Source organism: Pseudomonas monteilii NBRC 103158 = DSM 14164 (assembly GCF_000730605.1).
Lineage (GTDB): Bacteria > Pseudomonadota > Gammaproteobacteria > Pseudomonadales > Pseudomonadaceae > Aquipseudomonas > Aquipseudomonas monteilii.
The window spans coordinates 157,596-175,626 of sequence record NZ_BBIS01000012.1 but is presented as its reverse complement, the minus strand read 5'-3'; the positions used below and the strand labels follow the sequence as shown (position 1 = coordinate 175,626).

Here is an 18,031-nt window from a genome sequence, read left to right as displayed (position 1 = left end):
GGCCAGCCACCCGTGAGGCTTTATGGCTACCCGACCAACAGCGCGCTTCCCTGCATGGCCGCGCTCACGGATAATCCCCCTCATTCCAATAAATAGCCTGTGAGTGGGTATGAGTGATTCCGTAGTTGGCCTCGGCCAGCCTGAAACCGAAGGGGGGCGCAGAACGCGCAAGAACAACCCCGAGAAAACGCGCGAGGATATCCTCCAGGCGGCCATCAACGAGTTCGTCCAGCAAGGGCTGGCCGGCGCCCGCGTCGACGCCATCGCCGAACGCACTGCCACCTCCAAGCGCATGATCTACTACTACTTCGGCAGCAAGGAGCAGTTGTACTGCGAGTGCCTGATCAAGCTGTATGGCGACATCCGCAAGACCGAGCAAAGCCTGGACCTGGAGTCGCTGCCGGCCGAGCAGGCGATTCGTCGTCTGGTGGAGTTCACCTTCGATCACCACGATCGCAACGTCGATTTCGTGCGCATCATCTGCACTGAAAACATCCACTATGGCGAGTACGTCAAGCAGTCGCCGGCCATTCGTGAAATGAGCAGCCTGGTGCTCGAAGCGTTGGGCAACACCCTGCGCCGTGGTGTGCAGGAAGGGGTTTTCCGTGGCGGCATCGAAGTGATCGACCTGCACATGCTGATGAGCTCGTTCTGCTTCTACCGGGTGTCGAACCGCCACACCTTTGGCGAGATCTTCCAGATCGACCTGTCCGATGACGAGATCAAGCTGCGCCACAAAGCCATGATCTGCGACGCCGTGCTGCGTTACATACGCGCCTGAACGGCGCTCACTCGCCCAGCCGCTGCTCCCGCGAAGGCGGGTAGCCGAAGTAAGCCGCATAGCACTTGCTGAAATGCGACACCGAAACAAACCCGCAGGCCACTGCCACTTCCATCACCGACAGGTCGGAGTACTGCAGCAGGCGGCGGCTTTTGGTGATGCGCAGCTCCATGTAGTAGCGCCGCGGCGATGTGCCCAGCTGGGCCTGGAACAGCCGGTCGATCTGCCGTCGCGAGCGCCCGCTGTAGGCGGCCAGTTGGTCGAGGCTGAGGGTTTCCTCCAGGTTGTTTTCCATCAGTTCGACGATGGTGCGCAGGTGCAGGCTCATGGACTTCTTCGCCCCCGGCCCAACCTGACGGTAACGCGCTCCGGAGAATGACAGGATTTCCTCCACGCCTTCGGCCAGGCCATCTCCATACAGCCGGCGCACCAGGCCCAGCATCAGCTCCATGGCGCCATTGGGGCTGGCGGCGCTGAGGCGGTCGCGGTCGAGGGTAAAGCTGGCCGGGGTGATGCGCGTTTGCGGGCTGCGTTCGGACAGGCTGGCGCGCTGTTCGGGGTGGATGCTGCAACCGTAGTCGTCCAGCACCCCGGCGCGGCCAAGGAACCAGGCGCCGTTCCACAGGCCACCCAGGGCCATGCCGTGGGCAGCGCAGTCGTCCAGTAGGCGGTCGAGTTCCGGGTACTTCAGGGGCGTGCGCAGGCCGCCGCAGATCACCAGCAAGTCCAGATCCTTCAGCGCCTCGGCGGACAGCTCGGTGGCCACCAGCTCCAGCCCCAGGTCGCTGAGCACTCGGTCGCCATCCATCGACAGCGGGGTGAACCGGAAGCTGTCCGCGCGCAGCAGGTTGGCGGTGACCAACACATCCATGGCGACGGTAAAGCTGGCCATCGAGAAATGTTCAAGCAGAACGAAGTCGACCCTGTACGGGGCCTGGGCATTGGCGCTCGTGGATTTCAGCCGCAGCATGTTGCTGGTACTGGTCTTCTTGCTGAACTGACGTGGCGTGGGCACTCTGGTCTCCGCTTCCTGGCTGGCCCGCAGAGTGTGGCGGCTGGCCGGGGGAAAGACAATCTCCCGGGTGGGTGTGTCGTATTTCAGGTCGCGTTCAGGCAACCTACCTGGCTTGGCCCTTCGGCCATGCCGCGCCCTGTTACCGAGGATATTCTTGATGAAGTACGTCATTGCCCTGTTGTGCAGTCTGTTGCCGTTGCTGGCCAATGCCCTGGAGCCGGGCGACAAGCTGGCACCGTTCACGCTGCTTGACCAGTATGACCACGCCTACAGGCTTGATGCTGGCACGCAGATCCTGCTGGTGGCGCGCGACATGGACGGCGCAAAGATGGTAAAGGCTGCGCTGGCCGAGCAGCCCAAGGGCTACCTCGAGGCGCGTCATGCTGTGTTTGTTGCCGACATCCAGCGCATGCCGGCGATCATCAGCAAGCTGTTCGCCATCCCCGCCATGCGCGCATACAACTACCGCGTGCTGCTTGACCGTGAAGGGCGCGTTGCCAGCCGCTATTCCGGGCAGGATGGCCAGGTACAGTGGTTGCAACTGGAGCAGGGAGTGCTGGTGGGCCAGCGGGCGTTTACCGATGCGGCGGCGCTGAAGTCGGCGCTGGAAAAAGCACCGCACTGAATGGGCTGCCCTGGCGCCAGACAAAACAATCTGAACCCTCGGCGCTTGCTGAAACCCAACCCATTACATGCCAAATGGGAGAGCGCTCATGGAAATCGGAACGATCTGGATCATCATCGCGGCCTTCGTCATCCTGCTGGAGGTCTGGGCGATCTGGCACATCATCGGCAGTGAGCGGCGCGCCGAACGCAAGATGCTGTGGGTCGTCTTCGTGGTGTACGCGCCATTCCCCGGGTTGCTGTTCTGGGCATGGCGCGGGCCCAGGGCGGTGAAGGGCAGGGCGGTATTGCAGGAAAAGTGACGGTGGCGGGCATCAGGCGCGGGGGCGCCTGATGCCGGCGAGGCTCACTTGGGCAGGATGTCGAAGCGTATGGCGGGGCCTAGCCCGTTCACCATCAGGCAGCCGTAGAACCTTACGGTCGACAGCACACGCAGCTGCTTGAGCGCTTTATGAATGTATTCATGAATCAGTTTCTCAGCCTCGAGCTTGCGCTCTGCGAGGGTGGAACCCTTGAGTTCGACCGTACCAAGCAAGGTGGTTTCAATGTGCTCAACGGTGCCCAGGCCGAGATTTTCCCGCAGATGCACCCGTGCCTGGGCGGCATCGGCGTCATCGCGTGCGGTGTGCGGCTTGATGGTATAGGCCAGCTGGAAATCAAAATTACTCATGCGCTTTTCCTTGTTGGATTCAGGCCTCCGTGCCGGGTTTGGCAATCTAGCGCGTGATGGCCGCCGCGCAAACAGACGCGTGGTTCACATCAGTTTGCCTTCTGTGCGAAACATCCTACGCTGCGCTTGACCTCGAGTTAACTTAAGGTCCGATACTCCGCCACTCTTCCATCCGATCGAGGGCATGTCGTGACCCATCCAGCCGTGTTCCAGTTGAGCAACCCTGAGGGCCTGTACGATCCCAGTGGCAATGCCTATTCCCACGTCGCCGAGGTACGCGCCGACAGCCGGCTGTTGTTCATCGCCGGTCAGGGCGCAGAGGACAGTGATGGCCAGCTGTCGCCCCTGTTTGCCGAACAGGCCCGCCAAGCGCTGGCCAACCTGGAGTTGGCGTTGGCATCGAAAGGCGCCAGCCTGGCCCAGGTGTTCAAGCTGACCTTGCTGATAGTCGAACATTCCGACGCGCGCCTGCGCCAATGGGTAGCGGAGGCTGACAGGGCATGGGGGCCGCATATGAAACCGACCTGCACCCTGATCCCGGTGCCACGGCTGGCACTGGACGGCATGCTGGTGGAAATCGAGGCTGTGGCAGCACTGCAATGACGCGCCAGCAGGCGCTGCGCGAACATTGGGCTGCAACCTTGCAACTCAGTGTGCCCGTGATTGCCGCTCTGGGCGGTGTTGCTCTGATTGGTGAGCCGTTGACGCTGCGCTTGCTGATTGCGTGCGTGGTGGTGCTGGGCGGCTAGTCTTGGCGCTGGCGCCACGGCGCTAGAAGAAACTGCGCTGTGCCTTGAGCGTGACCACGCTGTCGCAATAGGTGTTCATGCCCGAATACGCATCGCAACCGCCGCCACTGAGGTTGGAGTTGCTGTAGACCAGGTTCAGGTCGATGCCAAGCCAAGGCCGCGACAGCTCCAGCGACCAATCGGAAAAAGCAGTCACCTGGCCGCCGTCGCCAATGGTGAACGGCGTACCCAGTTGGTGGTGGGCAAGCTTTACGGTCAGGTCGACATCGAACAGCGGCAATTGGCCAAAATCGGCGAACAGCGTGCCGGTGCGGTTGTCGGGGTTATCGCGCAACGCGCCGCCGAAGCGGCTGCCGAACACCGAGATGCCACCGTACAGGGCATAACTGTCGGGCCCTGCGATATTCGGCTGACTATAATGAATCAACCCCATCTCGTAGCCCAAGGTGCTGTCGAAATGGTGCTTGTAGCCCAGGTAGCTGTCCAGGCGCAGGGTCGAGTTGGGGGCAACGCCCATGCTGGGCGCGTACTGGCCCAGGTACCAGCCATTGGGGTGGCTTAAGTCCAGCCCACCATGGAAGGCGCCGACGGCACTGGGTGAGATAAGGCCTTGGGCCATGGTGCGCGAGGGCGTGGTGCCGAGTGTGAAGTCGAAGCTGCCCAGTTCGCGTTTGATCTGCTGTGCCAGTAGAACAGGGCTAAACAGCAGTAAAGCGCTCAGCAACAGAAGGGGCCTGGTCATGGTCTCCGTCCTGGAAGGCTTGCGGTTGAGCGGTAGAGCATACCTGCGCGTGTGGGCACAGGGAACCGCAGCCTTCACGACTCAGCCTTTGGTCGAACGGTCTGCATCGGCGGCTTCGGTGACCACTGGCAGGTTGCCAGCACGCTGGATCACCCGAAGTTGCTGCTCGTAGTCGTCCAGGGAAAGGCCACGGCGTTGCAACGATTCCAACTGCAGTTGGCGAGTTTCTTCTGCTGTATACGGGCGCAATTCAGGGTGGCTGGCACAGCCGCTGATGACAGCGATGGATAAAACGGCAAACGTGGCGGTCAGCAGGCGAGCCAAGGTGTTCATTGGGGTAGCTCCAGGGGCCAGGGTCGTGGGCGGCGAGTCGATGGAGCAAGGTTATTCGGCCACGGTGCCTGGTAGAAATTGCCATTCTCGATAGTGACTATCGACGGAGGAGAGGGCGTGATGGGCCGAGATGAGCAACCGCGTAAATGGGGCGTTCTGGAGCCGATCGACCGCATTACTGAAGTCATCTTCGGCTTGTTGATGGCCATGACCTTCATTGGCTCGCTGAGTGTGGCTACGGCAGGGCGCGAAGATGCCCGGCTGATGTTGGTTGCCGCGTTCGGTTGCAACCTGGCCTGGGGCCTGGCCGATGCGGTCATCTACCTGTTACGCACCTGGACCGAGCGCACCCGCAGCCGTACCTTGCTGACCCGCCTGCAGGCTGCGCCAAGCAGCCTGGGGCGCAAATTGATTAGCGATGCGCTGCCCGAACGCGTCAGCCTGGCACTGGATGAAGACGGGCTGGAGATGCTGCGTGACCGCATGCTGCGCGATGTCGCCCGGCCGATGCCGCCACGCCTGGGCCTGGATGATTTCAAAGCCGCCTTGGCCACGTTCCTGCTGGTGGTGCTGGCGACGTTCCCGATGGTCATCCCGTTCCTGCTGATCGACACCACCGCCACAGCGATCCGTGTGTCGCACCTTGTCGCCCTGGCCATGCTTTACCTGGCGGGCTGGCTGCTGGCGCGCTACTCCGGTGGCCGCACCCAATTGACCGGTGTGGTACTGGCGGGCGTCGGGGCGTTGTTGATCCTGGCGATCATTGCTTTAGGGGGGTGAGCAGCCCCTCACCGCCCAGGTTGTGCTATAGAGCCAGAAGTAGCAGCTCATCCTCCTTGGAGTGCGAAAAGTTTGCGCGCCACTTCTGGTCAAAAGCATCGTCATTGCTACCCTTAACCCACGCGGTCTGACCTCATGGGGAAAAGCGATGCGTATGCCATTGTTTGCTTTGCTGTCGGTGCTTCTGTGCCTGCTCGCGGCAACCGGCCCGGCGCTGGCGCAAGACGTACCCGCGCCTGACCCAGCCCCGCAAGCTGACACGGTCACGGCCAAGGACCCGGTGTTCACCCAGGAGCAACTGGACCAGATGCTGGCGCCGGTTGCCTTGTACCCCGATGCGCTGCTGGCCCAGGTATTGATGGCGGCCACTTACCCAGGGCAGGTGAGTGAAGCCGTGACCTGGTCCAAGGCCAACCCCAAAGCCTCGGGTGACGACGCGGTCAAACAAGTGGCGAAGCAGCCCTGGGACCCGAGTGTGCAAGCGCTGGTGGCTTTCCCGCAGCTGCTGGCGACCCTCGGCCAGGACCCGGTGTGGGTGCAGCGCCTGGGTGACGCCTTCCTGGCGCAGCCCGACGATGTCATGGGCGCCGTGCAGCGCTTGCGACACCAGGCACAGGCTGCCGGCAACCTGCAAAGCAACCAGTACCAGAACGTGACCGTGCAGGCCGCCCCGTCGACACAGGCGGCCAGCAGCGCGCCGTCCACCATCGTCATCCAGCCGGCCGACCCGCAGGTGGTGTACGTGCCCAGCTACAACCCGACCACGGTGTATGGCACCTGGGCCTATCCGGCCTCGCCGCCGGTGTACTACCCGCCACCGCCGATGTACTACCCCGGCTCCGCGTTGGTGGCGGGCCTGGCCTTCGGTACCGGCGTGGCAATTGTGGCTTCGCTCTGGGGTGACTGTGACTGGGGCAACAATGACATCGATATCGACGTCAACCGTTACAACAACATCAACGCCAACAACCGCATCACCAACAACCAGAACAAATGGCAGCACAACGCGGCCAACCGCGATGGCGTGCCTTACCGTGATGCCCGCAGCCGTCAGCAGTATGGCCGCCAGCTGGACGGCGCCACCCAGCGCACGGCCTTCCGTGGCGACGACGTACAGCGTGCCCAGGCACGGGACAAGGCCAGGGCCTCGATGGACCGGGCCGGTATCGAACGGCCCGCCACCAGCAATCGCCAGGCGCGTCAGCAAATGCGCGAGGCGCAGACGGGCAACGCGGTGGGTAACCGTATGCAATCGCGTGCCGACAACCCGAGGGTCGCCGAGCGTCGGCAGGAACCTCGCACAGCCCAAGGCCGGCAAGTGGCCCAGAACCGACCCGCCAATACCGCCGGCCGGGCACGTAACAATGCGTTTGACGGCGTACGCTCGCCTTCGCGTACCAACCTGCAGGCTAACCGTGGTCGCACCAGCCAGTCCTTCGCTCAGCGCCCGAACACCTCACGTGCCGCCGGACACCCGATCTCCCGACCCAGTGCGCCCATGCGTCGCGGCGGAGGTGGCCGTCGATGAACCGTCCAGCATTTGCAGGGTTCCTGTTCATTGTGAGCCTGGCCTGGTCCTGCCTGGCGGCTGCTCAAGAAACCTTTCCAACGCCGGAGAAGGCTGTGGAGTCCTTCGTTACGGCATTGGGCGCGGAGAAACCGGATGAAGCCCGCCTGGCCCAATTGCTGGGCGATGACTGGCGTATGTACATACCGCGCGGCGGTGTGCAACGTAGCGACGTGGACACCTTCCTGGCGCAGTACCGTGCGCAGCACACCATCGACATGACGGGCGAGGGCAAGGCCATTCTGGCGGTGGGCAGTGATCACTGGACCTTGCCCATTCCTTTGACCAAAAGCAGCCAGGGTTGGCGGTTCGACCTCAAGGCCGGCAGCGCCGAAATCCGCGCCCGGCGCATCGGCCGCAACGAACTGGGGGTGTTGCAGTCGTTGCTGGCTTATCACGACGCGCAAATGGACTACGCCACCGAGGACCACAACGGTAACGGTGCGCTGGAGTACGCGCGGAAAATCTTCAGCGAGCCCGGCAAACATGACGGGCTGTACTGGGACGAGGATGGCGACGGCGAGGTAAGCCCGTTGGGCCCGTTGTTCGGCCAGGATGTGGTCGGTGATGACTGGTACGGCTACCACTTCCGCATCCTCGATGCACAAGGCCCCTCCGCCCCTGGCGGCGCCTACAGCTACCTGATAGGCAACCAGATGAGCCGTGGTTTCGCCATGGTCGCCTGGCCGGCCAGGTACGACGATACCGGTGTGATGAGCTTCATGATCAGCCATGACGGCCAGGTGTTCGAAAAAGACCTCGGGCCACAGGGCGACAGGCTGGCCAAGGCGATGAAACGCTTCGATCCGGATGACAGTTGGCAGGTGGTGGACGTGGCGGCCGAAGACTGATCCCGGTCGCGCAGTGATCGCCGTTTGCACCGTTCAGTGCGTACGCGCAGCCCTGACCTCCCGTGCCGTGCACCCATATTGCTGGCGAAACGCGCGGGTGAACTGTGCCTGATCGGCAAAGCCCCAGCGAAACGCCAGTTCGCCAATGGTCAGGTGGCAATACGGGTCGCGCAGTTGCCGGTGCACAGCCTCCAGGCGTTGCAGGCGCACCCACTCGCCAAGGGTATAGGGCGTGATCGCGAACAGCTTGTGCAGGTAACGCAACGACAGCCCGCAGGCGCTGGCGATGGTTCGTGGCGTGAGTTCGGGGTCGCCCAGATGTTGCAGCACGTACTGCTCCACCCGTGTCAGGTGCAGCGTGCTGAGGTTGCTGCCTTCACTGCCCAGTACGCGTTCGTCCTGTTGCAGGGCCAGCAACAGGGTGGCCGAGGCCTGCTCCAGCAGCAAATGTCGGGCAGCCACGGGGCTGGCATCGAAATGGCGGGCGCACAGGTCCAGTTGTTCGACGAAGATGCGCCCCAGGCCTTGGCTGGCATCGAAGCAATGCCGGGTATAGCGTTTGTGCCCCAGCAAGTTGGCTTTGAGAGCCTGCTCAGGCAGTTTGAGCACCCACAGGTCGTTCTGTGTACCGTAATGGAAGCGGTAGGGGGCGTCGCCGCGCTCGACGATGAAACCACCCGGGCGACAACTGATCGGGTGACCGTCCTGTTCGAAGTACACCTCGCTGCTGTGCGGCACGGTCACCAGGTAGAACGCTTCATGGTCCTGGCCGATGTGCGCCTTGCTGCGCGAGTAGCCCAGCGGGCTGGAGCGCAGGCGCGACAGGCTGAGCGGCGTGCTGGGCGTGCTCCAGCGCTGCAGGTGGCCATTGAACGGCTGTTCGGCGGCAAACTGCAGGCTCAATGGGAAATAGGTGTCACTGATGGCTTCGGCCCAGCGCGCCTGGCGCTCCGGCTGAGCCCAGCCGTGGGTCGAGAGTTCTGTGGGCATGGTGGGTCCTTTTTCAAAGAGGGCAGCATTGAAAAAAGGAACTGCAGGCAAGCTACTCAAGCAGCTCTTGTTATTGTGCAAACCGCCCGGCAGCGCAAGGCTGCCAGGCGGCTTTCAGGCCCATGATCGGCGCACGCCGACCGTTTGATCAAGCCCCGCGTGTCACCCGGTAGGTGGCCGAAGGCTCAAGGCGCGCCTGCCAGCCCGGCGGCAAGACGATGTTGGTGGTGTCTTCCTCGATCACGCAGGGCCCCTGCACGGTCTGCCCCGGCAATAGGCGATTGCCGTTGAACACGGGCGTGGGTTGCCACGCGCCGTCGGCGCTGAACAGCATCGGCCGGACGCTTTGCGGGGTAGCTGCCGGCGGTTCGGCCGGGCCCTGCAACTCAGGTTGCGGTGGGCGTGGCAGGTGGCCGATCACCGAGCACTCCAGGTTCACCAGTTCTACCGGGCTGTCGGGTTCGCTGTACGAGTACAGGGTCTGGTGGCGGCTGTGGAATCGGCTGATCAGCGCGGCCAGGCCTGCTTCATCCAGGTCATGCTGCGCCAGCTCCACGCTGCATTCATGAATCTGCCCCTGGTAGCGCATTTCCAGGGTGTAGTGGCAACTGCTGGCCTGGTCGCCAAAGCCGTCTTCGCGCAAGTTGGCCAGGCCTTGCTGGCGCAGTTCGGCCAGGGCCTGGTTGAGCTGCTCCAGGTTCACGTGCCCGGCGTCCAGGCGCATCGACAGGCTGGTGAGCTGGTCGTAACGTACATCGGACAGGATCTGGCCGAACGCACACAAGCCCGAGGCCACCTTGGGGATCAGCACGGTCTGCATGCCGATTTCCTCGGCCAGGCGCACCACGTGCATGCCCGCCGCACCGCCTGCGCCAATCAGGGCGAAGTCGCGCGGGTCATGGCCGCGTTCGATGGACACGCGGCGAATACCGTTGACCATGTTCAGGTTGACTAATGTGGTGATGCCGAACGCCGCCCGCTCCACGCTGATGCCCAGTGGCTCGGCGATCTTGCTGCGAATGGCATCCAGCGCGGCCTGGCGGTTCAGGCGGATGCTGCCGCCCAACAATGCACCATCCGGGAGGTAACCCAGCGCCAGGTTGGCGTCGGTTACCGTGGGCTCACTGCCGCCTTTGCCGTAGCACACGGGCCCCGGCATGGCACCGGCGCTGCGCGGGCCGACCTGCAGCATACCGAACTCGTCCAGGTGGGCGATGGAGCCGCCGCCAGCACCCAGCGTCTCAACCTGGATCATCGGCACGCCAATGCGCTGGCGCAGGAAGTCCACATCCTTGCTGAAGTTGGTGCGCCCGGCGTTGGTCAGGGTGATGTCGAACGAAGTGCCCCCCATGTCCACGGTAATGACGTTGTCGATACCGAACGGCCGTGCCACCGCCAGCCCGGCCTGGGGCGCCGAGGCGGGGCCGGAGTTGATGGCATTGACCGCGCGCTCACGCATCAGGTGCCCGGGCGCCAGGCCACCGTTGGACTGGAAGTAACGCACCGGTTGTTGCACGCCAAGCTCGTGGAACAGGCTGTCGATGCGCGCCACATAGCGCGCCATCACCGGGCTGAGGTAGGCGTTGACCACCGTGGTGGAGGTGCGGGTGTACTCGCGAATCTGCGGAAACACCTCGCAGCCTGTGCAGACGAATACCCCGGGCAGGGCTGCCCGCACCAGCTCGGCGGCACGCTGCTCGTGGCTGGGGTTGCGCACCGACCACAGGAAGGAAATGGCCACGGCCTCTACGCCTTCGGCGCGGAAGTAGTCGATGGCGGCGTGGATGGCGCGTTCGTCCAGCGGGCTGTATTCACGGCCATCGCCGAGGATGCGGCCACCAATCGGACGGCGCAGGTGGCGGGGGGCGAGCATGTGCGCTGGCGGGTAGTGGGCGTCGTAGCGGTGGCCTTCTTCCTTGTGCCCCAGGCGGATTTCCAGGCTGTCTTCGTGGCCCTCGGTGCACAGCAGGCCCACCTTGACCCCGGTACGCTCGATCAGCGCGTTGAGCGCTACGGTGGTGCCGTTGATGCACAGGTCACAGTTGGCGATCAGCTCGGCCGGGGTGCGGCCGGTGGCGTCGGCGATCTGCGCCAGCCCGGCACGAATGGCCAGGGTGCCGTCCTGCGGCGTGGACGGGGCCTTGAACAGCTGCACGCCGCCGTCGCGGTCGGCCAGGATGAAATCGGTGAAGGTGCCGCCGGCGTCGATGCCCAGGCGATATTGGTTGCGCATGATGGGTCTCCGGTCAGTGCGGGGCGCGGGCAAGGCGGGTTGCGGGTTCATCCAGCTGGCCATCGGCATCGACGACCACTCCGTATTCCAGGGCTGCGCCCTGGGGCGAGACCAGGCCGTTGCGCAGGTCTTGCAGGACTGCGGCAATCGGTCGGCGAAGCGGGTCGCCGTAGCCACCGCCACCGGGGTTGATGTTGATGATTCGCTCGCCGGGCTGCAGGGTGAGCATCGGGTTTTGCGTGTAGTGGTCTTCGCTGCCATCGGCGTGGCGGTGGATCAGCCGGCCCAGCTTGGGCTCCAGCAACGCATTGCGTGCCCCGGCGGCACCGGCGGTGGGCAGTTGCCGGCCTTCGCCGAAGCCGACCACGGTCATGGCGTGGTCCAGCGGCTCGATCTCCAGCCGGGTGCCCGAACCACCGCGAAACTCGCCAGCGCCGCCACTGTCGGCCATCAGGCTGTAACGGTGGATGAGCACCGGGTAGGCATGTTCCAGCAGCTCGATGTCGCCACTCATCAGCGCGCCGAAACAGCACAGCGGGCCGCACGCGTGCCAGCCATCCATCACCTTGTTGGCACCGGCACCGGCAATGATCGAGGCCAGCACCATGGTCACGTACTCGCTGTTGCCGTTGCGCGGGTCATGGCCGGCGATGTTGATACCGCTGGTATGCCCCCAGGAGGCCGTAACCCGTTGTGGCGAGGCTTGCTCCAGCGCAGTACGCACGGCATCGGCCAGGGTTTCCATCGGCGTGGTGGTGCAGTTGACGTGGGGCGCCGGTTCTTCGGCGTTGCACAGGGTACCCTTGGGCCCGACATCGACCGTGACGCAGCGGTACAGGCCTTCGTTGTAGGGCGGCGCTACCTGAGCGAACATCATCAGCCCCAGGTACACGCCTGACACCGAGTTGCCCTCGTAGGAGTTGATGAAGTAGGGCACTTGTGGCGGGCTGTCGATGCGCACATGGGCCTGGTCACCGCGGATCTGCACATGGGCGGTGATGGCCAGCTCGCCCAGGCCGTGGCCGGCATCTTCGAGCACGGCGGTGCCGCTGTAATCACCGTCCGGCACGTCGCGCAACAGCGCGCGCATGTGCCGGTCGGCCATGTTCTTCAGCTCGGCGATGCAGGCACGCACCTGGGCCACGCCGTACTTGTCGAGCAGCTCCAGCAAGTGCCGCTCGCCCACTTTGCAGGCGCCGTACTGGGCATTGAGGTCGCCTTCCTGGTAGGGGCGTGCGCGCATGTTGGTGAGCATGAAGTTGATCACGTCTTCGCGGCGCTTGCCTTTTTCCCACAGCTTGACGGGTGGAATGCGCAGGCCCTCGGCGTAGATCTCCTTGGCATCGGGGTTGTAGCCGGCGGGCACCGGGCCGCCGATGTCGGTCAGGTGGCCCTTGCACACGGTCCAGAACACCAGCTCGCCCTGGTAGTACACCGGTTTGTACATGCAGCAGTCGAGAATATGGCTGCCCTTGTAGGCCGGGTCGTTGTGGTAGATCACATCGCCTTCGGCGATGTCGTCGCCAAAGAATTCGGCCACGCACTTCATGGCTGGGATCAGCGAGCCCAGGTGAATGGGGATGTCCTGGCCCTGCAGGATCATTTCCGGCAGGTGGTCGAACAGCGAGTTGGAATAGTCGTGGGCCAGGTTGAACACACTGGACCGGCCGGTCTTTTCCAGGGTCAGGGTCATTTCGCGTTGCGCTGTTTCCAGCGCACCCCGGACAACCGCAAGGGTGATCGGATCAACTGTCTGCATAGGTCACCAACGTTTGTTCTTGTGCTTTGGGTGCGTGCCGCAGCGGGGCGGCGCGTGGTGACAGGCTACGGGGGAGGGTGGGGGGAAGGCTTGTCGCTGGGTGTACTGGATCTTGCGTTCTGATGCACAAGGGGCGCGAAGGAGAGCTACTACCCCCTGGCATTTTTAACAGTTGCTCAAATTGCCCTGGCACGAAAGCATTAAAGCCTCACAGACTGGAGCCAGCGCATGAACGACTCGAAGAACACCACGTGCTTTTTCTTACAGCGGGATAGGGTGCATACAGCCTTGACGGGCAGCGCTGCGGTGGTTTGCATGAGAGCGCAATCAGGTGTTTTGGCAGAAACCAGGGTAACGGAAGAAACAAACTGGTCAGCATTACTGGCTGCAGACAGCGGGGATTCGGTATTGCGAGTCAAGTCTCAGGCACTACCTGAGTCGGTTGCTTACAATGCATATGGCTTACATAGCCCAAATGATATTCCTGCTCAGCGCCCTGCATTCAATGGGCACTTGCTGGTGAGTCATCTTTATCTGCTGGGTAATGGCTATCGTGGTTATAACCCTGTATTGATGCGCTTCCATAGCCCGGACAGCCTCAGCCCATTTGCTGCGGGTGGTTTGAACTGTTATGCCTATTGTGCGGGTGATCCGATTAATTTCAGTGACCCCAGTGGGCATATGCTCAGAGCGAGATCGAGGTCACCTGTCACAGTTGGAAGTAGGTCACCTTCGCCCTTTACTCGCCAATTGGAAGAAATGAACGCGGGTCAAGGATGGAAAGTTATTGGTGCAGGTGGAAGAAGCAGGTCACCGTCTCCCGCGACCATGATTGCAGAGGCAATGGAAGGTGTTCCGGATTTGAATCCGGTTGCCACCCCAGGGCAAGTCGGTCAGCAGCGTACTCTGACATTAAACGCTGCTCAAGCACAGCCTGTACCCGCTACGAGTGCTGCCGGCCCTGAAGCGCGATTACCTGCACCGACAGCATCAGCAGGGGGAAGGGTATGGGGGGCGTTGAGAAAAGTTCGCAAAAATGTAAACGACGAGGAGTTCAACTTACTTGTGCGTGCTAATGCTGGAAACAATTTCGAACTGCTCGGTCGGAGTGTGGCTGATTCTAGGGAGATTCGCCAAGTCGCAATCGATGCTTTGCGTATTGGGCAGGACCTAAAATTAGCGTTTGGAGATAGTCGGTTTAAACTTACGGGTCCTCAAATAAGGCGTGTTAAAACTAGCCTCAATGGAATGCTTGCTTATTGGCGGGGTGCATAATGCTTGCTTATTTGGTTTGAGCTTGTCTCATGAGCGTGAGGGCGTTTGTGAGTTGGGGCTCTATTGTCATCATAGGGGCGTACTGATTTATAGCTTGTTAAGCCCATGACTGCGTTAGTAATTCGTGTTACCCGCTCACCGTTTGATTAGACGAAGCCTACTGCTCCAGCATCTGCCGCACCAGCCATTGCCCCGCCGGCCCCAACGCCCGCCGGCTAGACCAGGCCACATCCATATCGACACGGCGCGGGTAACCCGCTATCTGCAACTCCACCAACTCAGCGCCAAACCTTGCCACCAGCGCCCTGGGCAGCTCGGCCCAGCCAAACCCGCGCACGGCGAACTCCAGCAACGTGAGGTAATCCGGTGCCGACCAAGCCTGACCACGGCCGTGATGCAGGCTGGGGGCGTAGGTCTTGATGTACAGCTGCCGCGCGTTTTCGAGGTATTGCGTTTGCACCTTCCCAAGGCCCGCCAGCGGGTGCCCGCTGGCCACGTACACACCAAACTCCGCCTGTTCGGGCAAGCGGGCAACGGCAACGTCGGCGGGGTAGCCGGGTTGCGTGGCAAGGATGCCGACATGCGCCAGGCCCTGCTGGATCATGTCGATCACATCAGCGTCCTCCGCCGGGCCGCAACGCAGCTCGGTATGCGGGTACTGCTGGGCGAAGCGGGCCATTACCGCGCCCTGGAAGGTGACGCTGTAGCTGTCCGACATCACCACCGACACCAGCGGCTCCACGTTTTCCGCCAGCCGCACCGCCAAGGCATCGAGCTGGGCGCTGGCATCAAGAATGGCCTCCACATGGCTCAGCACCTGTCGGCCCGCCTCATTCAGCATGGGGTGGCGGCCACCCCGGTCGAACAGCGGGCAGCCGATATCCGCCTCGAAATTGGCAATGGCAATGCTGACGGTGGACTGGCTTTTGCGCAGTTTGCGCGCCGCAGCGGAGAACGAACCGAGCGATGCGGCTTCGACAAAGGCAACCAGAGCTTCGGGTGAGTAGCGCATGGTATTGATAAAACCGATGGTAGCTATGTCGCGAGTATCAGTTTTACCAAAGAAAATGGAAAGCACGACTTACGCAATGGATGGATTTTGCAATGAAAAACGTGTCTTTCACCGAGCGCCTGGTTCACGCCGTGGGTTACGAAGTGTTCGCGGTATTGTTGTGTGCGCCGCTGTTGTCCTGGGTAATGGGCAAATCGCTGGCGACCGCGGGGGCCTTGGCGGTCACCCTGTCGGTGATCGCCATGCTGTGGAACATGGTCTACAACGCGCTGGTCGATCGCTGGGTACAAACCGAGCGTATCCACTGGAAGGCCAGTGCGCGTTTTGTACACGGTCTGGGCTTCGAGGCCGGGCTGGTGGTGTGGTGCTTGCCGGTGGCGGCGTGGATGCTGGATATCTCGCTGCTGCAGGCGTTCATGGTGGAACTGGGCTTCTTCGTGATCATCCTGCCCTACACCGTGCTGTACAACTGGACCTTCGACAAAGCCCGGCATTTGCTCATGCAGCGTCGCCTTGCATGAGTTACCCGTGCGAGCGTTAGCCAATAAAAACGGGGCATGCCATTGCTGGCATGCCCCGTTTTTCATACTGCTTAAGCGCCTCAGGCGACTTTGACGATCCAGCCTGCCGGGGCTTCAACGTCACCGTTCTGGATACCGGTCAGCTCGTTGTAGAGCTTCTGGGTAACCGGGCCGACCTTTTCCAGGTCGTGGAACACGTGCAGCTTGCCGTTGTACTCGATACCGCCGATCGGGGTGATCACCGCCGCGGTACCGCAAGCGCCGGCTTCAATGAAGCGGTCCAGCTTGTTGATTTCGACATCACCTTCGATCACGGTCAGGCCCAGGCGCGATTGTGCCAGTTCCATCAGCGACAGGCGGGTGATGCCTGGCAGCACCGAGGCCGATTTCGGGGTCACGAACTCGTTGTTGGCGGTGATGCCGAAGAAGTTGGCCGAACCGACTTCTTCGATCTTGGTGTGGGTCAGTGGGTCGAGGTAGATGGCGTCGGCGAAGTTGGCCTTCTTGGCTTCAGCGCCCGGCTGCAGGCTGGCGGCGTAGTTGCCACCGACCTTGGCCGCACCGGTGCCTTGTGGGGCGGCGCGGTCGAAGCTGGAGATCTGGAAGTTGTGCGGCTTCATGCCGCCCTTGAAGTACGAGCCAACCGGGATGGCGAATACCGAGAAGATGAACTCGGGGGCGGTGCGCACGCCAATGTTGTCACCGGTGCCGATCACGAACGGGCGCAGGTAGAGGGCGCCTTTGCCGTGCGGTGGCACGAACTTTTCGTTGGCCTTGACCACTTGCTTGCACGCTTCGATGAACACATCGGTGGGCACGTGCGGCATCAGCAGGCGGGCGCAGCTGCGCTGCATGCGGGCGGCGTTCTGGTCCGGGCGGAACAGGTTGATCGAGCCGTCCTTGCAGCGGTAGGCCTTCAGGCCTTCGAAGCATTGCTGGCCATAGTGCAGGGCAGTGGAGCCTTCACTGATGTGCAGTACGTTGTCTTCGGTCAGGGTGCCTTTGTCCCACTCGCCATTGCGCCATACGGACAGGTAGCGTTTGTCGGTCTTGATGTAGTCGAAACCCAGCTTGTCCCAATTAATGCTTTCGTTGCTCATGACACCCTCATTGTCTTGCAAGTGCCCGATCGCTCGGGCTGCTGTTATATGCGCACCACGCCACCATAATACATCCGTGGCAGATCGGGAACGGCCAGTCACGAATTGATAGCCTGCGATGTATCTTTTGAAGGCGCCATTCAGCGAAATAACCTCAGCGCTGCTTATGCAAGCGCTTTGCCCAGTCGCCGCCGTGGCTCTTGACGCAAGCTTCTTCACTGTCGAAACGCACATGCCAAGCCGGGTGGTCTAGCTGGATACCGGCCTGCTCCAACGCCTGGCTGGTCAATGTCAGCATGCGCACCTTCGCCTGGCCTGCCACGGCAGCGGTTTTGTCGGCCTCTTGCTCGAACACCCAGGTAACGCGCAGGCTGCCCGGAACATCCTCGGGATCGAGCCGGTGGGTAAGCCAGCTGAAACCGACAATTTCCGCCTTGGCGGTTTCGCAGGCTTCGGTCAGGCACACCACCAGTTCCCGCTCCAGCCTGGCCATTTCGCGCTTGCTCAACGCTTTCAAGGGTTGGCCTCGTCATCGACCTGCTGGCAAAGGCGCAGGCGGTTGCCAAACGGGTCATACACCTGCATCTGCAGGCTCCGGTCCACGCTGAAACCGAGGAAATCAAGGTAGAACTCCTTGGCCTTGTCGACCGAGAAGATGCGCAGTACCGGTATGGCGGGGGCGAGGTGCATGGGGCGTCCTTGACCGTGGGTGAAGGCGCCACTGTAACGCAGTTGGGTGCCTTGTGGTCAGCCAGCGCTGCGCAACGGTTGACCACCCGCCAGCCACTGCGTAGCCTTGCCACTTCGAGGTTCTTCGGCCAGGCCGAAGCTAAGACGGGAACGCGGTACAAGCCGCGGCTGCCCCCGCAACTGTAAGCACCGATAACGGATCGACACAGCCACTGCGCCCGCGCGCGGGAAGGCGTCATCCCGCCACCGCCTGCTGTTTGCCAGGCCTATGGAACGGTGCGAGCCAGGAGACCTGCCTCGTCACGTTTTCGACTTTAAACCGGGCGGGGTGATCCGGTG

General features: G+C 62.3%; 20 protein-coding genes, 1 pseudogene and 1 riboswitch. Of the genes and pseudogenes, 10 read left to right on the top strand and 11 right to left on the bottom strand.

Annotated features, from left to right (window positions below; translation table 11 throughout):
* Positions 1-109: 109 nt before the first annotated feature.
* A complete protein-coding gene (locus tag PM2_RS07830) occupies positions 110-781 on the top strand; it encodes a TetR/AcrR family transcriptional regulator (RefSeq protein WP_016713911.1) in 672 nt (223 codons plus the stop codon).
* Positions 782-788: 7 nt separating this feature from the next.
* Here the strand turns inward: PM2_RS07830 and PM2_RS07825 are convergent, their stop codons facing one another.
* Complete coding sequence (locus tag PM2_RS07825; RefSeq protein WP_028698844.1) at positions 789-1,796, bottom strand: GlxA family transcriptional regulator; 1,008 nt, start codon at positions 1,794-1,796, stop codon at positions 789-791.
* 157 nt (positions 1,797-1,953) lie between these two features.
* On the opposite strand from PM2_RS07825, the gene PM2_RS07820 reads away from it, so the two are divergent.
* Positions 1,954-2,421: a hypothetical protein gene (locus PM2_RS07820; RefSeq protein WP_016713913.1), complete on the top strand. Its 468-nt coding sequence runs from the start codon at positions 1,954-1,956 to the stop codon at positions 2,419-2,421.
* 88 nt (positions 2,422-2,509) lie between these two features.
* Complete coding sequence (locus tag PM2_RS07815) at positions 2,510-2,722, top strand: PLDc N-terminal domain-containing protein (protein ID WP_016713914.1); 213 nt, start codon at positions 2,510-2,512, stop codon at positions 2,720-2,722.
* 44 nt (positions 2,723-2,766) lie between these two features.
* Here the strand turns inward: PM2_RS07815 and PM2_RS07810 are convergent, their stop codons facing one another.
* Complete coding sequence (locus PM2_RS07810) at positions 2,767-3,090, bottom strand: hypothetical protein (RefSeq protein WP_028698845.1); 324 nt, start codon at positions 3,088-3,090, stop codon at positions 2,767-2,769.
* 189 nt (positions 3,091-3,279) lie between these two features.
* Between PM2_RS07810 and PM2_RS07805 the strand changes: the two genes are divergently transcribed.
* On the top strand, positions 3,280-3,693 hold the full coding sequence (locus PM2_RS07805; protein WP_016713916.1) for a RidA family protein: 414 nt from the start codon (positions 3,280-3,282) through the stop codon (positions 3,691-3,693).
* A 29-nt stretch (positions 3,694-3,722) separates the two neighbouring features.
* Positions 3,723-3,865 (top strand): annotated as a pseudogene (locus PM2_RS30705) (EamA family transporter); the annotation flags it as partial.
* Here PM2_RS30705 and PM2_RS07800 read toward each other — a convergent pair.
* Complete coding sequence (locus PM2_RS07800) at positions 3,862-4,581, bottom strand: TorF family putative porin (protein ID WP_016713918.1); 720 nt, start codon at positions 4,579-4,581, stop codon at positions 3,862-3,864. The pseudogene PM2_RS30705 and the gene PM2_RS07800 sit on opposite strands and share 4 nt — an antisense overlap.
* 81 nt (positions 4,582-4,662) lie before the next feature.
* Positions 4,663-4,914, bottom strand: coding sequence for a hypothetical protein (locus tag PM2_RS07795; RefSeq protein WP_028698846.1), 252 nt, complete (start codon positions 4,912-4,914; stop codon positions 4,663-4,665).
* Positions 4,915-5,034: 120 nt separating this feature from the next.
* On the opposite strand from PM2_RS07795, the gene PM2_RS07790 reads away from it, so the two are divergent.
* From PM2_RS07790 to PM2_RS07780, 3 genes are all read left to right on the top strand, one after another.
* Positions 5,035-5,694 carry a VIT1/CCC1 transporter family protein gene (locus tag PM2_RS07790; RefSeq protein WP_028698847.1) on the top strand — a complete coding sequence of 220 codons (660 nt, stop codon included), beginning with the start codon at positions 5,035-5,037 and terminating at the stop codon, positions 5,692-5,694.
* 148 nt (positions 5,695-5,842) lie between these two features.
* Complete coding sequence (locus PM2_RS07785) at positions 5,843-7,222, top strand: DUF3300 domain-containing protein (RefSeq protein WP_028698848.1); 1,380 nt, start codon at positions 5,843-5,845, stop codon at positions 7,220-7,222.
* Entirely contained in the window at positions 7,219-8,112 is an 894-nt protein-coding gene (locus tag PM2_RS07780) for a DUF2950 domain-containing protein (protein WP_028698849.1), read from the top strand. The genes PM2_RS07785 and PM2_RS07780 overlap by 4 nt, the downstream gene beginning before the upstream one ends.
* A 33-nt stretch (positions 8,113-8,145) precedes the next feature.
* Here PM2_RS07780 and PM2_RS07775 read toward each other — a convergent pair whose 3' ends face one another.
* The 3 genes from PM2_RS07775 to capB form a co-directional block, all read right to left on the bottom strand.
* The gene (locus tag PM2_RS07775; protein ID WP_016713923.1) at positions 8,146-9,102 is read right to left on the bottom strand and encodes an AraC-like ligand-binding domain-containing protein; all 957 of its coding nucleotides are present in this window, start codon (positions 9,100-9,102) and stop codon (positions 8,146-8,148) included.
* Between the two features lie 148 nt (positions 9,103-9,250).
* A complete protein-coding gene (capA, locus tag PM2_RS07770; protein WP_028698850.1) occupies positions 9,251-11,335 on the bottom strand; it encodes a caprolactamase subunit alpha in 2,085 nt (694 codons plus the stop codon).
* Positions 11,336-11,348: 13 nt separating this feature from the next.
* Positions 11,349-13,094 (bottom strand): caprolactamase subunit beta, encoded by a 1,746-nt coding sequence (gene capB, locus PM2_RS07765; protein WP_027614937.1) that lies wholly within the window; start codon positions 13,092-13,094, stop codon positions 11,349-11,351.
* Between the two features lie 228 nt (positions 13,095-13,322).
* Between capB and PM2_RS31380 the strand changes: the two genes are divergently transcribed.
* Complete coding sequence (locus PM2_RS31380) at positions 13,323-14,369, top strand: RHS repeat-associated core domain-containing protein (RefSeq protein ID WP_080578110.1); 1,047 nt, start codon at positions 13,323-13,325, stop codon at positions 14,367-14,369.
* 157 nt (positions 14,370-14,526) lie between these two features.
* Here PM2_RS31380 and PM2_RS07755 read toward each other — a convergent pair whose 3' ends face one another.
* On the bottom strand, positions 14,527-15,381 hold the full coding sequence (locus PM2_RS07755; RefSeq protein ID WP_028698851.1) for a LysR family transcriptional regulator: 855 nt from the start codon (positions 15,379-15,381) through the stop codon (positions 14,527-14,529).
* Between the two features lie 92 nt (positions 15,382-15,473).
* Here PM2_RS07755 and PM2_RS07750 point away from each other — a divergent pair, with 92 nt between their 5' ends.
* A complete protein-coding gene (locus tag PM2_RS07750) occupies positions 15,474-15,902 on the top strand; it encodes a multidrug/biocide efflux PACE transporter (RefSeq protein ID WP_016713928.1) in 429 nt (142 codons plus the stop codon).
* Positions 15,903-15,982: 80 nt separating this feature from the next.
* Here PM2_RS07750 and PM2_RS07745 read toward each other — a convergent pair whose 3' ends face one another.
* The 3 genes from PM2_RS07745 to PM2_RS31145 form a co-directional block, all read right to left on the bottom strand.
* Positions 15,983-17,002, bottom strand: a complete 1,020-nt coding sequence (locus PM2_RS07745; protein WP_016713929.1) for a branched-chain amino acid aminotransferase — start codon at positions 17,000-17,002, stop codon at positions 15,983-15,985.
* Between the two features lie 154 nt (positions 17,003-17,156).
* Positions 17,157-17,519 carry a hypothetical protein gene (locus PM2_RS07740; RefSeq protein WP_016713930.1) on the bottom strand — a complete coding sequence of 121 codons (363 nt, stop codon included), beginning with the start codon at positions 17,517-17,519 and terminating at the stop codon, positions 17,157-17,159.
* On the bottom strand, positions 17,516-17,692 hold the full coding sequence (locus tag PM2_RS31145) for a glyoxalase superfamily protein (protein WP_162998273.1): 177 nt from the start codon (positions 17,690-17,692) through the stop codon (positions 17,516-17,518). The genes PM2_RS07740 and PM2_RS31145 overlap by 4 nt, the downstream gene beginning before the upstream one ends.
* A 100-nt stretch (positions 17,693-17,792) precedes the next feature.
* A riboswitch (cobalamin riboswitch) is annotated at positions 17,793-18,006 on the top strand.
* The last annotated feature ends 25 nt before the right edge of the window (positions 18,007-18,031 follow it).

Excerpts from the sequence above, each read along its gene's own strand:
- PM2_RS07795 (WP_028698846.1), bottom strand. The coding sequence starts at position 4,914 with ATGAACACCTTGGCTCGCCTGCTGACCGCCACGTTTGCCGTTTTATCC.
- PM2_RS07755 (WP_028698851.1), bottom strand. The coding sequence starts at position 15,381 with ATGCGCTACTCACCCGAAGCTCTGGTTGCCTTTGTCGAAGCCGCATCG.
- PM2_RS07785 (WP_028698848.1), top strand. The coding sequence starts at position 5,843 with ATGCGTATGCCATTGTTTGCTTTGCTGTCGGTGCTTCTGTGCCTGCTC.
- PM2_RS07820 (WP_016713913.1), top strand. The coding sequence starts at position 1,954 with ATGAAGTACGTCATTGCCCTGTTGTGCAGTCTGTTGCCGTTGCTGGCC.
- PM2_RS07745 (WP_016713929.1), bottom strand. The coding sequence starts at position 17,002 with ATGAGCAACGAAAGCATTAATTGGGACAAGCTGGGTTTCGACTACATC.
- PM2_RS07815 (WP_016713914.1), top strand. The coding sequence starts at position 2,510 with ATGGAAATCGGAACGATCTGGATCATCATCGCGGCCTTCGTCATCCTG.
- capA (WP_028698850.1), bottom strand. The coding sequence starts at position 11,335 with ATGCGCAACCAATATCGCCTGGGCATCGACGCCGGCGGCACCTTCACC.
- capB (WP_027614937.1), bottom strand. The coding sequence starts at position 13,094 with ATGCAGACAGTTGATCCGATCACCCTTGCGGTTGTCCGGGGTGCGCTG.
- PM2_RS07800 (WP_016713918.1), bottom strand. The coding sequence starts at position 4,581 with ATGACCAGGCCCCTTCTGTTGCTGAGCGCTTTACTGCTGTTTAGCCCT.
- PM2_RS07790 (WP_028698847.1), top strand. The coding sequence starts at position 5,035 with ATGGGCCGAGATGAGCAACCGCGTAAATGGGGCGTTCTGGAGCCGATC.
- PM2_RS31145 (WP_162998273.1), bottom strand. The coding sequence starts at position 17,692 with ATGCACCTCGCCCCCGCCATACCGGTACTGCGCATCTTCTCGGTCGAC.
- PM2_RS07810 (WP_028698845.1), bottom strand. The coding sequence starts at position 3,090 with ATGAGTAATTTTGATTTCCAGCTGGCCTATACCATCAAGCCGCACACC.
- PM2_RS07830 (WP_016713911.1), top strand. The coding sequence starts at position 110 with ATGAGTGATTCCGTAGTTGGCCTCGGCCAGCCTGAAACCGAAGGGGGG.
- PM2_RS07750 (WP_016713928.1), top strand. The coding sequence starts at position 15,474 with ATGAAAAACGTGTCTTTCACCGAGCGCCTGGTTCACGCCGTGGGTTAC.
- PM2_RS07775 (WP_016713923.1), bottom strand. The coding sequence starts at position 9,102 with ATGCCCACAGAACTCTCGACCCACGGCTGGGCTCAGCCGGAGCGCCAG.
- PM2_RS31380 (WP_080578110.1), top strand. The coding sequence starts at position 13,323 with ATGAACGACTCGAAGAACACCACGTGCTTTTTCTTACAGCGGGATAGG.
- PM2_RS07780 (WP_028698849.1), top strand. The coding sequence starts at position 7,219 with ATGAACCGTCCAGCATTTGCAGGGTTCCTGTTCATTGTGAGCCTGGCC.